Consider the following 14,030-nt stretch of genomic DNA (forward strand, 5'->3'; position numbering starts at 1 on the left):
GTCACGCACCGTCCCGGCTTCCCGGGGTTCCCGCTCGGTCGGCTCAGACGCTCGAGTACGCGACGACGCCGCGCCGCAGCTTCTCGATCGCCTGGTGCGCGGTGCGCCGCACGGCGGGCGTGGGCGCGGCGGTCGCGACCTGGTCGAGGACGTCGATCACCTGCTTGCACCAGCGCACGAAGTCGCCGGCCGCGATCTCCGAGCCGCGCAGCACGGCGTCGAGGCTGCGGCCCACGGCCCAGCGGTGCACGGCCGTGACGAGGCCCTCGTCGAGGGCGCCGGTCGCGTCGATGTCGTGCGCCTCCTCCAGGTCGTCCACCTCGGACCACACGCGCGTGGTCGCCTCGAGCGCGCGGGCGAGCTTCCCGTGGGGCCCGCCGGGCACGTCGGGCTCGCCGTGGTCCTCGCGGCGCCCCGCGTACACGCACGTGGACACGACCGCCGCGAGGGCGGGGGCGTCGAGGTCCTCCCACACGCCGCGGCGCAGGCACTCGGCGAGCAGCAGGTCGTTCTCGGCGTACAGGCGCCGCAGCCACTGCCCGTCGCGCGTGACGCGCAGCCCGGCGCGGCCCGGCCCCGGTCCGACCGCGCCGCCGGAGCCGGCCCCGTCGTCGCGGGACCCGTCCGCGGGTTCCTCTGCGTCCAGGGCGTCCTCGAGCGGCGCGACCGGGTCGTCCGCGGCGTCGCCCGGGGCGAGGTAGCCGAGGGTGAGCAGGACGTCGCAGATGCGGTCGAACACGCGCGCGATGGACCCGGTGCGGCCCTCGACGCGGCGCACGAGCTGGTCGTGCTCCTTCTTCAGTCGCGCCCACCGCTCGGCCCAGCGCGCGTGGTCCTCGCGGTCGGGGCAGTCGTGGCACGGGTGGGCGCGCAGCTGCGCGCGCAGGCGGGAGAGCTCGGCGTCGTCCGCGGCGGCGGACCGGGAGCGGGCGGTGCGCCCGGGTCGGGCGCCGGGCTCGTCGAGCGCCCCGAGGGCGTTGCGCAGCGTGGAGGCGAGGTCGCGCCGCTGCGCGGGCACGCGCGGGTTGAACGTCTTGGGGATGCGGACGCGTCCCACGGTGCGGATGCCGCCGGGCGCGTCGGCCACGGTGAGCTTCTTCACCTGCCGGTCCTGCGTGAGCACGGTGGGGCGCGGGCCGTCGAACCCGGCCCCCTCCCCCGCGTCGAGCACGACGACGTAGCCCGCGCGCCGCCCGGACGGCACCTCGACGACGTCCCCGGGGCGCAGCCGCTCGAACGCGGCCACGACCTCCGCGCGGCGCGACCTGCTCGCGGCGCGCGACAGGTCGCCCTCGCGCGCGGTGATGCGCCGCCGCAGCGCCGCGTACTGGGCGAAGTCGCCGCGGTCGCACGTCATGGCCTGCGCGTACCCGTCGAGCGCCTCGGCGTGCGCCTGCGCCTGCTTCGCGAGCCCGACGACGCCGCGGTCGGCCTGGAACTGGGCGAACGACGTCTCCAGCACCTCGCGCGCCCGGTCCCGCCCGACCTGCGCGACGAGGTTGACCGCCATGTTGTACGTGGGCCGGAAGCTGGAGCGCAGCGGGTACAGGCGCTTGGACGCCAGTCCCGCGAGGTGCACGGGGTCCAGGCCCGCGTGGTCGACGACGACGGCGTGCCCCTCGACGTCGATGCCGCGCCGCCCCGCGCGCCCGGTGAGCTGGGTGTACTCGCCGGGGGTGACGTCGACGTGCGCGGTGCCGTCCCACTTGACGAGCTTCTCCAGCGCGACGGACCGGGCGGGCATGTTGATGCCGAGCGCGAGCGTCTCGGTCGCGAACACGACCTTGACGAGTCCGCGGCTGAACAGCTCCTCGACGGTCTCCTTGAACACGGGCAGCATCCCGGCGTGGTGCGCCGCGATCCCGCGCGCGAGCGACTCGGTCCACGTCCAGTACCCGAGCACGTCCAGGTCCTCGGCGGGAATCGTCTCGGTGCGCTCCTCGGCGACGCGCCGGATCTCCGCCTCCTCCGCGGGCGAGGTCAGGCGCAGCCCGGCGGCCAGGCACTGCTGCACGGCGCCCTCGCACCCCGCGCGCGAGAAGATGAAGTAGATCGCGGGCAGCAGCCCGTCCGCGTCCAGGGCGTCCACGACGGCGAACCGGGCCGGGGTGCGGCGCGCCCCGACCGCCGACCGGTCCGGACCGGGGCGGCGCCCGCCCCGCCCCCGGTACCCGCGGTCGCCCGGGCCGCGCCGCCCGCCGGGGCCCGACGCGCTCGTGCGCGGCGCCGCGCGGAACGCGGCCAGCAGGTCCGGGTTGATGGGCGGGTTCACGCCCGGGTCCGTGGGGTCCACGTGCCCCGCGTACAGGTCGAGCAGGTCCGCGCCGAGCGCACGCCCGCCGCCGGCGTGCGCGACCCCGGTCGCCGGGTTCGCGGACGCGACGAGCACGTGCTGCCACAGCGGCACGGGCCGGCGCTCGCTGACGACGACGGTCGTGTCGCCGCGCACCATCTCCAGCCAGTCGCCGAACTCCTCCGCGTTCGACACGGTCGCGGACAGGGAGACGAGCTGGACGTCGTCGGGCAGGTGGATGATGACCTCCTCCCACACCGGCCCGCGGAACCGGTCGGCGAGGTAGTGCACCTCGTCCATGACGACGAACGCGAGGCCGTCGAGCGTGCGCGAGCCCGCGTACAGCATGTTGCGCAGCACCTCGGTCGTCATGACGACGACGGGCGCCTCCCCGTTGATCGTCGTGTCGCCGGTGAGCAGACCCACGGAGTCGGCGCCGTAGCGGCGCACGAGGTCGCCGTACTTCTGGTTGGACAGCGCCTTGATCGGGGTGGTGTAGAACGCCTTGCGCCCGCCCGCGAGGGCGAGGTGGACGGCGAACTCGCCCACGACCGTCTTGCCCGCGCCCGTCGGTGCGGCGACGAGGACGCCGCGCCCCTCCTCGAGCGCCTCGCACGCGCGCTCCTGGAAGTCGTCGAGGGGGAAGTCGAGGACCTGCCGGAACTCCGCGAGCCGGGTGCGGGACGCCGCCTGGCGGGCCCGGGACGCGGCGTAACGGGCGGCGGGCGATTCAGCGGCCGTCATGGTGCCAGCCTACGGTCCGGCACCGACCTCCAGGACGTGCAGCGCGCCCGGGACCACGTCGACCCGCAGCGGCAGGGGACCCAGGTGCTCCCCGTCGGCGAACGCGTGCGGCGGGGTCGCGCCCGCCTCGGTCGCCGCGACCGTCACCGACGTCGCGCGCAGCGTCCCCACCCCGGGGTTCGCCAGGTGCCGTCCCGCGTACATGCCGGGGAAGATGCGCGTCGCGCCCCAGCGCCCGAACGGGCCGGCGACGACGACGTCGAGCAGGCCGTCGTCGAGCGCCGCGCCCGGCGCGATCCGGATGCCGCCGCCGATGCGCGGCCCGTTCGCGACCGACACGAGCGCGCCCGGCGACTCCCACACCACGGTCCGCCCGCCCTGCGCGTCGCGCCCGTCGGGGCTCGTCCCGACGGCGGCGCCGTCGAGCAGGAGGGGCGCCCCGGCGAGCAGGTCGGGCAGCTCGTCGCCCGCGGGCACGCCGCGCAGCGTGACCCGGTACCCGTAGGGGCGGTACCGCGTGATCTCCGTGAGCGCCGAGCGCGCGTACCGCGACCGGCCGCGCGGCCAGGTGGCCGCGTTGGCGTGCGCGTTGACGGCCGCGTCGATCCCCGCGGACAGCACGCCCGCGTACCAGCGCGGGGCGGGCAGGTGCTCGCCCGTGACCCGCGCGGCGTCGACGGCGCGCACGGACGGGGCGGCGCTCGCGGCGGTGCCGAGGGCCGCGAGGAGGGCGTCCACGCACCGGTCCGTGCGGGTCGTGGGCAGCCCGAGGCCATGCGCGAAGTCGTTGCCCGTCCCGACCGCGACGATGCCGAGCGGGACGCCGGTCCCGGCGGTCGCGTTGACGCCGAGGTGCACCATGCCGTCCCCGCCGACGACGACGAGGGCGTCCACCCCGGGCCGCGCTCCCGCGCCGTCGCCGCCCGGGCCGCGCACGGCGGCGTCGGCCGACTCCTGGGCGAGGGGCAGGCTCGGAGCGCTGAGGTCGACGACGGCGTGCCCGGCGGCGCGCAGCGCGGCGGCGGTGCGTTCCCCGGCCGCGCGGCCGCGGCCGCGCCCCGCCGTCGGGTTGACGACGAGGGCGACCGTGCTCACGCGCGGCCCCCGCGCCCACGGGGGCGCGGCCGGGGCGTGACGCTCACAGGGCGAGCCGTGCGGCGTCGAGCTTGTCGACGCGCCGGTCGTGGAGGTAGCTGATGCCGAGCGCCGCGAAGTACAGGCCGCAGATGGGCAGCGCGACGAAGATCATCGTCAGCGCGTCCGGGGTGGGGGTCATGACGGCCGCGAACACGAACGCGACGAGCACGGCCCACCGCCAGCCCTTGGCCATCGCGGACGCCCGCATGATCCCGGCCGCGTTGAGCGCGACGAGCACCACGGGCATCACGAACGCGAGCCCGAACGCCAGCACGAGGCGCATGACGAAGCTCAGGTAGCCCTGCGCGTCGGCCAGGTTGGTCGCGCCGTCGGGCACGAACCCGGCAAGGATGTCGACCGCGTGCGGCAGGACCCACCACGCCAGGAACGCGCCGCCGAGGAACAGCGGGACCGACGCGCCGAGGAACGCGAACGCGTACCGCTTCTCCCGGGTCGTCAGACCCGGGGTGATGAACGCCCACAGCTGGTACAGCCACCACGGGCACGTGACGATGACGCCGAGGAAGAGGGAGACCTTGACCTTCATGTCGAGCGCGGAGGCCAGGCCCGAGAAGTTCAGGCTGATGACCTTGCCCTGCTCCTCCGCCGCCTTGAGCAGCGGCGCCTGCAGGGCCTCGAGCAGCGGCTCGTAGAGGAACCACCCGACGATCGCGCCGACCACGAGGCCGCACGCGGCGAGGAAGAGTCGCTTGCGCAGCTCCAGGAGGTGCTCGCGGAGCGGCATCCGCCCCTCGGGGTCACGGGAAGTACGTGACACCGACTATCCCTTCGAGGTGTCGCCCGGTTCGGGCGACGTCGTCCCTCCGGTCACGGTCGGCGCGGAGGTGCCGGTCGACGCGGACGTCGTGCCGGCGCCACCCGCCGCGGGCGGCGTGGTGTCGTCCTCGCGCAGGTCCTTGACCTCGCTCTTGAAGATCTTCAGCGACTGCCCGACGCTCTTGGCCAGGTCGGGGAGCCGACGCGCACCGAACAGGAGCAGGATGACGACGACCAGCACGATGATGTGCCAGGGCTTGAGCATGCCCATGGGCTAACTCCTCCTCGAGGCGAACGGCGCTACGCGAGCGAGTCTACGCGGTGAACCCTACGCGTTGAACCGGCGCCAGCGGGACCAGACCTGCTCGTCGCGCCGCCGCCGCTGCACACGCCGCTCCGCCCGCTCGGCGCGCAGCAGGTCCACGCGCTCCTGGAGCACCACGGGGTCGTCGAACAGCGTCGGCGCGGTCGAGGGCTGCGCCTCCTCCAGCGCGCGCGACAGCTCGTCCGCCCGCGCGCTCATGTCCGCCGCGACCTGCGAGGCGCGCGACAGCTCGCGACCCAGCCCCTTCACCGACCGCCACAGGTGCCGCGCGAGGAAGAACGCACCGACGAGCGTGCCCACGACGAGGAGCGTCCAGACCCAGAACCACATGCCGCCCACCCTAGCCAGCGGCCCGGTCGCCGGACGGGTCGGCTCCCGGGCCGCCGTCGGTGTCGCCGGGCAGGTCCGCGTACGCGGACAGGGCGGCGCTCGCGGCCTCGCGCACGTCGCGGGCAACCGACGCCGGCTCGACCGCGAGGACGTGCCGCGCCCGCTCGGTGAGGAGCTGGCGCAACCACACCGGGTTGGTGACGCGCAGGCGCACCTCGAACGCGCCGTCCGGCAGGTTGCGCACGGACTCGACGGGGACCTGCTCGGCGACGGCGCGCGCAGGGCTGGCGAACGTGATCGTCGCGAGCGGCGCGTCGCCGGTGGGGGTGAAGTCGACGTCCGGGTCGACGTCGTGGCCCTCGACGGCCTGGTCGAGCTCGGTGGCGGCGAGGATGCGGTCGACGCGGAACGTGCGGCGCCCGCGGGCGCGGTGGCACCACGCGAGCAGGTACGCGTGCTGGTCCTGCGTGTGCAAGGACACGGGGTCGACGTCGCGCTCGGACTCCTCGTCCGCGGCCGTCACGTACCGGATCCGCAGGCGGTGCCCCGCGACGAGCGCGCTCGTGATCGCCGCGACCACACGCGGGTCGCCCTCGGGGGCGAGCTGCACGTCGAGCGCCGCCGCCGCCTCGCCGGTCGCGTCGGTGAGCTTGCGCAGCACCGACTCGACGACGCCCGCGCGCTCGGGGTCGGCCTGCACCGCCGCCGTCTCCCGCATGGCGCGCAGCGCCGCGATGAGCGCGACCGCCTCGCGCGTGCCGAGGCGCAGGGGCCGGGTCATGCCGCGCGCCTCGGTGAGCCGCACGACGCCGCGCTCGATCGAGTCGGCGTCGAAGTCGATGAGGTCGTCCGGCCAGTACCCGGGGGTGCCGGACACCCACAGGGCGTCGACGTCGTCCAGGACCTGGCGCTCGCTCACGCCGAAGTGCCGGGCGAGCTCGCCCACCGGCACCGGCCCCGCCCCGTCCAGGTACGCGACGATGCCCAGCAGGCGCACCAGCCGGTCGTCCGCGCGCTCAGCCACGCCCTGCCACCTCCGTCGTCCCCTCGCCCGCGCCCGCCCCGGCGTCCTGCGCGGAGCCCAGCGCCGCCGCGTCCCGCAGCCGTCGAACGACCGCCGCCCGCAGGTCCGGCGGCCCGAGCACCAGCACCGCGTCCCCGTACCCCACGACCTCGTCCGCCAGCGCGTACCGCACGTCGTACGCCACCTCCAGCACGTCACGACCCGCGCCGTCGCCCGCCCGCGCGTCCGGCACCGACCCCACGACCGTGCCGCGCGCCCGCAGCGCGCCCGCGCGCTCCGGCACGACCGCCAGACGCGCCACGCCGCCCGCGTCGCGCGTGCCCAGCGCCGCATCCACGTCCACGTCGGTCGGCACCTCGAACGCGTCGCGCGGGCCCGTCGCCCGCACCCGGCCCTCGACCCGGCTCAGCCGGTAGGACCGCGGCGCCGCCCGGTCCAGGTCGAACCCGACCAGGTACCAGCCGCCGCGCCGCGCCGCGATCCGCCACGGCTGCGCGCGCCGCGCCCGCACCTCGCCCGTGCTCGCCGCCCGGTACGTGAACGACACCGCCCGCCGGGCCGAGATCGCGTCCATGAGCGTCGCGTACGCGTCCCCCACGGGCCGCACCTGCGGCGCCAGCCCCGCCACGACGTCCATCGCGGTCTCCCCCGCGCCCGCCGCGCGCAGCTTCGTCAGCGCCCGCGAGATGTCCGTGCGCAGCGTCTTGTCCTGCCAGAACTGCGTCGCCAGCGCCAGCACGCCCAGCTCCGCCGGCGTGAGGTCCACCGCGGGCAGCGCGTACGCGTCCTGGTCGATCCGGTACCCCACCTCGTCCGCGTGCCCGCCCGCGTCCACCGTGACGATCGGGATGCCCAGGTCGCGCAACGTGTCCTTGTCGCGCTCGAACATCCGTTCGAACGCGTCCGGGGACGGGGCGTCGCCGTACCCCGCCACGCTGGTCCGGATCTGCTGCTTCGTCATCGACGCGTTCGTGTTCACCAGCGCGATCACGAGGTTCAGCAGGCGCGCGGCCGGGTTCGTCGGCGACGACCCCGACGACGGCGGCGCAGAGCCGGGCACGGGATCGGGCGCGGCGGAGGGGGGCGTGGGCTCGGACATCGGGGACCACGCTAGTCGGTCGATAGGGTGTGCCGCGTGATCACCTGGCGGACCGCGACCGTGGTGTCGCACGCGAAGACCTGGACCGGCGCCCAGGAGCTGCACGTGCGGCTCCACGACCCCCTGCCCGGGCGCGACGACGAGCCCGACGCCACCGTGCGCGCCCTCGCCTACACCCAGCTCGTCGGCACCCCCCAGCCCGGCGACCACGTGCTCCTCAACGTCTCCGCCCTCGCGCGCGGCCTCGGCACCGGCGGGTACGCCCTCGTCGTCGGACCCGCCCAGCCCGGCACCCCCCTCCCGCCCGACCCCGCACCCGGACCCGGCCACCTCGTCAAGGCCCGCTACACCCCCCTCCAGGCCCTCGTCCTCGGCGTCGACGAGCAGGAGTCCCCCCACCACGACACCCTCCGCGACGCCGACGACCTCGACGCCACCCCCGTCGTCGTCGCCGACCTCCACTCCGCCCTGCCCGCCGTCGTCGCCGGCGCCCGGCACGCCGCGGCGCTCGCGGGCCGCCCCGCACCCCGCGTCGCCTACGTCATGACCGACGGCGGCGCCCTGCCCGCCGCGTTCTCCCGCACCGTCGCCACCCTGCGCGACACCGGCTGGATCGACACCTGCCTCACCGTCGGGCAGGCGTTCGGCGGCGACCTCGAGGCCGTCACCGTGCACACCGGCCTCCTCGCCGCCCGCCACGTCACCGGCGCCGACCTCGTCGTCGTCGCCCAAGGACCCGGCAACCTCGGCACCGGCACCCGCTGGGGCTTCTCCGGCGTCGCCGCCGGCGAGGCCCTCAACGCCGTCGCCGCCCTCCGCGGCCACCCCGTCGCGTCCCTGCGCGTCTCCGGCGCCGACGCCCGCGACCGCCACCTCGGCATCTCCCACCACTCCCTCACCGCCTACGGCCGCGTCGCCCTCACCCCGAGCGACGTCCCCGTGCCCGTCCCCGCCCCCGACGTCGAAGCGCTCCCCGGGTGGGGCGCCGACCTCACCCGCCGCGTCACCCAGCAGGCCGCGACCCTCGCCGCTCCCGCCGGCCGCCACCACCTCGTCGACGTCCCCGCCGACCCCGCCCTCCTCGACGCCCTCCACGACACCCCCGTCCGGCTCTCCACCATGGGCCGCGGCCTCGACGCCGACCCCGCCGCGTTCGTCGCCGCCGCCGTCGCAGGCGTCCACGCCGAGTCGCTCCGGCCCGCATGACCGCACCGCAGGGGGACAGCCACCGCCGGCCCGGACCGGCACGCTTCGCCGCCGTCGCCGCACTGGCGCTCGCGGCGGTGCTCGCCGCGGCCGTCGGCGCGCCGTGGGGCTGGGAGGCGCCGGCCTGGTTCGACGACGTCGCGCAGGACCCGGTCGCGCCGCCCCCGGAGACCGCCACGACACGTGACGCGGACACCGGCCCGGACGACCTCCGGAACCTGGCCGACACCGGGGGCATGTCGTTCGACACGTACCTGCTCTGGTTCCTGGGCGCGGTGGTTCTCGTGGTCCTCGTCGTGCTCGCGCGCCGGTACCTCCCGGCACTCCTCGTGCGGCGACGCCGACGAGAGCTCCTCGTCGCGGCGACCGGCGACGTCTCCGTCCACGCGGCCGAGAACCCGGTCGTACCGGAGCTGCGGGAGGCGGTCGAGCGGGCGCACGACGACCTGCGCGCGCCCGACGCGGACCCGCACGACGCCGTCGTCGCCGCGTGGGTCGCGCTCGAGCACGCCGCGGAGCGGGCGGGTACCCGGCGCGACCCCGCCCAGACCCCGACGGAGTTCACGACCGCGGTCCTGGCCAGCACCCAGGTCGACCCGCACGCGGTCGCGACGCTGCGCGGCCTGTACCACCGGGCCCGGTTCGGCGAGACGCCGCTCGGCGAGCGCGACCTGGAGACCGCTCGCGCGGCGCTCGCCCGCGTCGCGGCCGACCTCACGACGCCGGTCGCCAACACCCAGGACCTGACCCCCGCGCCCCCCGACCGCCCGCTCCACGACGAGGCACGGCCGTGAGCGCGTGCGAACGCTGGAGGCGCCTGCGCCCGGCGGACCGGCACTCCCTGCTCGCAGGTGGCGTAGCCGTCGGGCTCGGCGTCGTCCTCGTGCTGCTCGGGTCCTCGCCCGCGCACGCCCTCATGCTCACCGCCCTGGGCATCGCGGGCGTGCTGCTGCGGCACCGCACCGGGTACGCCGGGGACACCGTGTGGCCGCGGATCCCCGACGTGCGGCGCGACGGCAACCGGCGCGACGTGTCCGACCTCGGGTGGTCCGTCCTGGGCCGCGACGGGCGGGTCACGGTCACCGCCGCCCGCCGGGTGCGGCACCTCACGGAGCGTCGCGTCGCCCACCACGGGATCGACGACCTCGCCGACCCCGGTGCCGCGACCGACCTGGCACGACTCCTCGGTCCCCGCGCGGCCCGCACCGTCCACGGCCTCGTCACCGACGGGCGGCTCCCCACACCCGCCGAGCTCGACGCCTGGCTCGCGGCGCTCGACCGGCTCGACCAGCTCGACCCGACGACCACCAGCCACGACACCCCGGACCGCCCCGACGGAGGGACACCCCGATGACCGCCGACCCCGCCGCCCGCACCACCGCGCAGCCCGCGACCCTCGACGTGCCCGCCGTCGCCGCGCACGGCAGCGCCGTCCTCGACGAGGTCGCGACCGCCGTCGTCGGCGCCCGCGAACCCCTCACCCTCGCGCTCGCCACCGTCCTCGCCGGCGGCCACGTGCTCTTCGAGGACGTCCCCGGGCTCGGCAAGACCCTCGCCGCCCGCAGCCTCGCCCGCGCGCTCGGCCTCGACTTCACCCGCCTGCAGTGCACCCCCGACCTCCTGCCCTCGGACGTCACCGGCTCCTCCGTGTACGACCCCGCGACCCGGACCTTCGAGTTCCGGCCCGGACCCGTCTTCACCGGGCTGCTGCTCGCCGACGAGATCAACCGCACCGCCCCCAAGACGCAGTCCGCCCTGCTCGAGTCCATGGCCGAGCGCCAGGTCACCGTCGAGGGCACCACCCACGCGCTGCCCCGCCCCTTCCACGTCGTCGCGACGTCCAACCCCGTCGAGCACGAGGGCACCTACCCGCTCCCCGAGGCACAGCTCGACCGCTTCATGGTGCGCCTCTCCGTCGGATACCCCGGCCGCGACGAGGAGCGCGAGGTCCTCACCCGCCGCATCGCCCGCCGCCACGACGACCCCGTCGTCCGCCAGGTCGTCGACCGCGACACCGTCCTCGCCATGCAGGCCGCCGTCGAGCAGGTCGACGTCCACCCCGACGTCGTCGCCTACTGCGTCGACCTCGCCGCCGCCACCCGCACCCACCGCGACCTCGAGGTCGGCGCGTCGCCCCGCGGGTCCCAGAACCTCGCCCTCCTCGCCCGCGGCGTCGCCGTCCTCGACGGGCGCGACGTCGTCCTGCCCGAGGACGTCAAGCGCGTCGCCGTCCCCGTGCTCGCCCACCGCCTCACCCTCACCCCCGGCGCCTGGGCCGCCGACCTCCGCCCCGAGACCGTCGTCGCCGGCATCCTCGGGACCGTCCCCGGACCCGCCACCGTCGGCGCTCGCGGATGAGCACCCCCACGGCGGACCGCGACACCGACGCGCCCCGCTGGCGCACCACCGTCCACCTCGCCGCCGGCGTCCTGCTCGGCACCACCCTCCTCGCCCTCGGCGTCCTCTTCCGCCGTCCCGACGTCGCCCTCCTCGGGCTCGCACCCCTGCTCGGCGCCGTCTGGGGCTGGACCCACCGCCCCCACGGACCGGTCACCGTGCGCGTCGTCCTCGACACCGACGCTCCGGCCGGGACCCTCGCCGCCCGCACCGTCGCCGACGTCCCACCCGGTGTCGAGCTGCTGCGACTGCGGGCCCTCGCCCCCGGCGGCCTCGTCACCGAACGCCTGGTCGGCACCACGGCCGGAACCCACGAGCTCGCCTGGCACGCGCCCTCCGCACGCACCGGCGTCACCGACACCCTCCGCGTCGACTACGCCGCCTACGGGCCCGACGGCGTCGAGGAGCAGGTCCCCCGCGTCGCCCGCGGACCGCGCCGCCTCGTCCTGCCCCGCCCGACCCCGCTCGGACGCCTGCCCCTCGCCTCCCGCCTGCGGGGACTCTCCGGCCCTCACACCTCCCGGCGCCCCGGCGACGGCACCGAGCTGCGCGACGTCGACGCCTTCCGCCCCGGCGACCGGCTCCGCCGCATCGACTGGCGCGCCACCGCCCGCCGCTCCCCCACCCTTGACACCCTCTACGTCCGCCGCACCTTCGGCACCGCCGAGGCGACCGTCGTCCTCGTCGTCGACTCCCGCGACGAGGTCGCCCCCGACCTCGCCACCTGGAGCGGCGTCGGCGCCCAGCGCCCCGACGAGGCCACCTCCCTCGACCTCGCCCGCCACGCCGCCGCGTCCGTCGCCCAGGCCGTCCTCGCCGACGGCGACCGCGTCGCCCTCGACGACCTCGGCCGCCTCGCCCGACCCGTCCGCTCCGGCGGCGGCCGACGTCACCTGCGCCGCATCCTCCACGGCCTCGCCCTCGCCCGACCCGTCGGCGACCCCTCGGCCCGCCACCGCCCGCCCCAGGTCCCCGCCGGCGCCGCCGTCTACCTCTTCTCGACCCTGCTCGACGACGAGGCGCCCCGCCTCGCCCGCCAGTGGCACGACACCGGGCACGTGGTCGTCGTCGTCGACGTCCTCCCGCTCGTCTCCGTCGCCGAGGTCGACGACCACGTCGCGACCGCCTGGGCCGTCACCCGCCACGAGCGCGCGGACCGCGTCCACGACCTGCGCGAGCGCGGGGTCGTCGTCGCACGCTGGTACGACGGCACACCCGGCGCCGACGGCGCCCGCGGGACGCTCGAGCTCGCGGCACGACGGCTCGACCGGCAAGGACCCGGTCGCCCGAGCCCGGCCGGAGCCACCCGATGAGTCGACTCGCCCGACGCGGCGTCGTCACCGCCGGACCGCGCCCTCGCCTCCAGGTCGAGACCGGGCGCACCTTCCCCGGGTGGAGCCTGCGCGTCGTCCTCCTCGTCCTCGCCACGACCTTCGCCGGCGCCGCGCTCCAGACGACCGGTCTCGCGCCGTCGTTCGTCTGGGGGGCCGGGCTCTGCCTCGGTACCGTCGTCGCCTGCCTGCCCGCACCGCCGGTGCCCCACCTCCTCGTGCTCCTCGGCGGGCTCGTCCTGCTCATGGAGGGGGACGCACCCTTCGACCCCGTCGTCCTCGCCCTCCTCCCGCTCGGCCACCTCGTCCTGCGCACCGCCTGGTGGTCGGACCACGTGCCGCCCGAGGCACACGCGGAGCTGCGCGCCGTCGTGCCCGACCTCCGCAGGGTCGGCGTGCTCCAGGCCGTGCTCCTCGGGGTGGCGCTCGCGGTGCAGGCGATCACCGCGGGAGACGTCTCGTCGGCGGTCGCCACCGCCCTCGGCGGGATCGCCGTGCTGGGCCTCGTGCTGCTCGTCACGCCGCGGGACTGACCTCGCGCTGCGAGCGGCCGGGGACCGCCCGACGATGGCGGGACGGCGCCCGACGCCGTCCCGCCGTCACCGCGGCGACCGCACCCGACCCGAGGAGGCACCCATGGCTGCTCGCTCCGACCTGCCGAAGTACACCGTCCCGTCGCTCACCCCCGAGGAAGGGGCGAAGGTCGCCGGGATCCTCCAGGAGCGCCTGCACGCGCTCAACGACCTGCAGCTCACGCTCAAGCACATCCACTGGAACGTCGTCGGACCGCACTTCATCGCGGTGCACGAGATGATCGACCCGCAGGTCGACGCCGTCCGCGCGATGGTCGACGCCGTCGCGGAGCGCATCGCGACCCTGGGCGTGTCCCCGAAGGGCACGCCCGGCGCGCTGGTCGCCGAGCGGAGCTGGGAGGACTACTCGCTCGGCCGCGCCTCGACCATCGCCCACCTGGGCGCCCTCGACGAGGTGTACGTCGGGGTCATCACGGCGCACCGCGAGGCCGCGACCGCGACCGAAGAGCTCGACGACGTGACGAACGACCTGCTCATCGGGCACCTGCACGACCTCGAGCTGTTCCACTGGTTCGTCCGGGCGCACCTCGAGTCGACCGGTGGTGACCTCTCCACCGACGGCGCGCGCACCGAGACCGGTGCCGCCCGCAAGGCCGAGCAGGCGGCCGCCCGCCAGCCCTGACGCCCGCTCCCCCGCCGGACTGCTGCTCCGCAGCCCCGAGCCGGCCGCGCGCCGCCGTCCACCCGACGCGGCGCGCGGCCGGCTCTTCCGTGCTGGGGTGGTGACTTGTGTACGGAGGGTGGGGTTGTTCGAGCCGCTTGGCACACTATTTT

At 76.4% G+C, this 14,030-nt stretch carries 14 protein-coding genes; 7 read left to right on the forward strand and 7 right to left on the reverse strand.

Annotated features, from left to right (window positions below):
- Positions 1 to 43: 43 nt before the first annotated feature.
- From NF338_RS09285 to NF338_RS09315, 7 genes are read right to left on the reverse strand one after another with little or no spacing between them, the layout of a single operon-like run.
- A complete protein-coding gene (locus NF338_RS09285) occupies positions 44 to 3,037 on the reverse strand; it encodes a DEAD/DEAH box helicase (RefSeq protein ID WP_264030487.1) in 2,994 nt (997 codons plus the stop codon).
- Positions 3,038 to 3,046: 9 nt separating this feature from the next.
- A complete protein-coding gene (locus NF338_RS09290; RefSeq protein ID WP_264030488.1) occupies positions 3,047 to 4,132 on the reverse strand; it encodes a diacylglycerol/lipid kinase family protein in 1,086 nt (361 codons plus the stop codon).
- Positions 4,133 to 4,175: 43 nt separating this feature from the next.
- Positions 4,176 to 4,919, reverse strand: a complete 744-nt coding sequence (gene tatC / locus NF338_RS09295; protein WP_087472063.1) for a twin-arginine translocase subunit TatC — start codon at positions 4,917 to 4,919, stop codon at positions 4,176 to 4,178.
- A gap of 36 nt (positions 4,920 to 4,955) precedes the next feature.
- A complete protein-coding gene (tatA, locus tag NF338_RS09300; RefSeq protein WP_264030489.1) occupies positions 4,956 to 5,222 on the reverse strand; it encodes a Sec-independent protein translocase subunit TatA in 267 nt (88 codons plus the stop codon).
- Between the two features lie 57 nt (positions 5,223 to 5,279).
- Positions 5,280 to 5,606, reverse strand: coding sequence for a hypothetical protein (locus NF338_RS09305; protein ID WP_087472958.1), 327 nt, complete (start codon positions 5,604 to 5,606; stop codon positions 5,280 to 5,282).
- Between the two features lie 10 nt (positions 5,607 to 5,616).
- Positions 5,617 to 6,630, reverse strand: a complete 1,014-nt coding sequence (locus NF338_RS09310; protein WP_264030490.1) for a helix-turn-helix transcriptional regulator — start codon at positions 6,628 to 6,630, stop codon at positions 5,617 to 5,619.
- Positions 6,623 to 7,729, reverse strand: coding sequence for a helix-turn-helix transcriptional regulator (locus NF338_RS09315; RefSeq protein ID WP_264030491.1), 1,107 nt, complete (start codon positions 7,727 to 7,729; stop codon positions 6,623 to 6,625). The genes NF338_RS09310 and NF338_RS09315 overlap by 8 nt, the downstream gene beginning before the upstream one ends.
- A 36-nt stretch (positions 7,730 to 7,765) precedes the next feature.
- On the opposite strand from NF338_RS09315, the gene NF338_RS09320 reads away from it, so the two are divergent.
- The 7 genes from NF338_RS09320 to NF338_RS09350 all read left to right on the forward strand — a co-directional run bounded on the left by NF338_RS09320 (position 7,766) and on the right by NF338_RS09350 (position 13,878).
- Positions 7,766 to 8,935 (forward strand): DUF3866 family protein, encoded by a 1,170-nt coding sequence (locus NF338_RS09320; protein WP_264030492.1) that lies wholly within the window; start codon positions 7,766 to 7,768, stop codon positions 8,933 to 8,935.
- Entirely contained in the window at positions 8,932 to 9,729 is a 798-nt protein-coding gene (locus NF338_RS09325; protein ID WP_264030493.1) for a DUF4129 domain-containing protein, read from the forward strand. The genes NF338_RS09320 and NF338_RS09325 overlap by 4 nt, the downstream gene beginning before the upstream one ends.
- Positions 9,726 to 10,289, forward strand: coding sequence for a hypothetical protein (locus NF338_RS09330; RefSeq protein WP_264030494.1), 564 nt, complete (start codon positions 9,726 to 9,728; stop codon positions 10,287 to 10,289). Before NF338_RS09325 ends, NF338_RS09330 begins: the two co-directional genes overlap by 4 nt.
- Complete coding sequence (locus NF338_RS09335; protein WP_264030495.1) at positions 10,286 to 11,293, forward strand: AAA family ATPase; 1,008 nt, start codon at positions 10,286 to 10,288, stop codon at positions 11,291 to 11,293. The genes NF338_RS09330 and NF338_RS09335 overlap by 4 nt, the downstream gene beginning before the upstream one ends.
- Positions 11,290 to 12,645, forward strand: coding sequence for a DUF58 domain-containing protein (locus NF338_RS09340; RefSeq protein ID WP_264030496.1), 1,356 nt, complete (start codon positions 11,290 to 11,292; stop codon positions 12,643 to 12,645). Before NF338_RS09335 ends, NF338_RS09340 begins: the two co-directional genes overlap by 4 nt.
- Positions 12,642 to 13,196, forward strand: a complete 555-nt coding sequence (locus NF338_RS09345) for a hypothetical protein (RefSeq protein ID WP_264030497.1) — start codon at positions 12,642 to 12,644, stop codon at positions 13,194 to 13,196. The genes NF338_RS09340 and NF338_RS09345 overlap by 4 nt, the downstream gene beginning before the upstream one ends.
- A 103-nt stretch (positions 13,197 to 13,299) precedes the next feature.
- The gene (locus NF338_RS09350; RefSeq protein WP_264030498.1) at positions 13,300 to 13,878 is read left to right on the forward strand and encodes a Dps family protein; all 579 of its coding nucleotides are present in this window, start codon (positions 13,300 to 13,302) and stop codon (positions 13,876 to 13,878) included.
- The last annotated feature ends 152 nt before the right edge of the window (positions 13,879 to 14,030 follow it).

The organism is Cellulosimicrobium sp. SH8 (genome assembly GCF_025818875.1).
In the GTDB taxonomy this organism is placed as follows: Bacteria; Actinomycetota; Actinomycetes; order Actinomycetales; family Cellulomonadaceae; genus Cellulosimicrobium; species Cellulosimicrobium cellulans_D.

Coding starts and splice junctions, on each gene's coding strand:
- NF338_RS09285 (WP_264030487.1), bottom strand. CDS start 3,037: ATGACGGCCGCTGAATCGCCCGCCGCCCGTTACGCCGCGTCCCGGGCC.
- tatC (WP_087472063.1), bottom strand. CDS start 4,919: ATGCCGCTCCGCGAGCACCTCCTGGAGCTGCGCAAGCGACTCTTCCTC.
- tatA (WP_264030489.1), bottom strand. CDS start 5,222: ATGGGCATGCTCAAGCCCTGGCACATCATCGTGCTGGTCGTCGTCATC.
- NF338_RS09305 (WP_087472958.1), bottom strand. CDS start 5,606: ATGTGGTTCTGGGTCTGGACGCTCCTCGTCGTGGGCACGCTCGTCGGT.
- NF338_RS09315 (WP_264030491.1), bottom strand. CDS start 7,729: ATGTCCGAGCCCACGCCCCCCTCCGCCGCGCCCGATCCCGTGCCCGGC.
- NF338_RS09325 (WP_264030493.1), top strand. CDS start 8,932: ATGACCGCACCGCAGGGGGACAGCCACCGCCGGCCCGGACCGGCACGC.
- NF338_RS09335 (WP_264030495.1), top strand. CDS start 10,286: ATGACCGCCGACCCCGCCGCCCGCACCACCGCGCAGCCCGCGACCCTC.
- NF338_RS09340 (WP_264030496.1), top strand. CDS start 11,290: ATGAGCACCCCCACGGCGGACCGCGACACCGACGCGCCCCGCTGGCGC.
- NF338_RS09345 (WP_264030497.1), top strand. CDS start 12,642: ATGAGTCGACTCGCCCGACGCGGCGTCGTCACCGCCGGACCGCGCCCT.
- NF338_RS09350 (WP_264030498.1), top strand. CDS start 13,300: ATGGCTGCTCGCTCCGACCTGCCGAAGTACACCGTCCCGTCGCTCACC.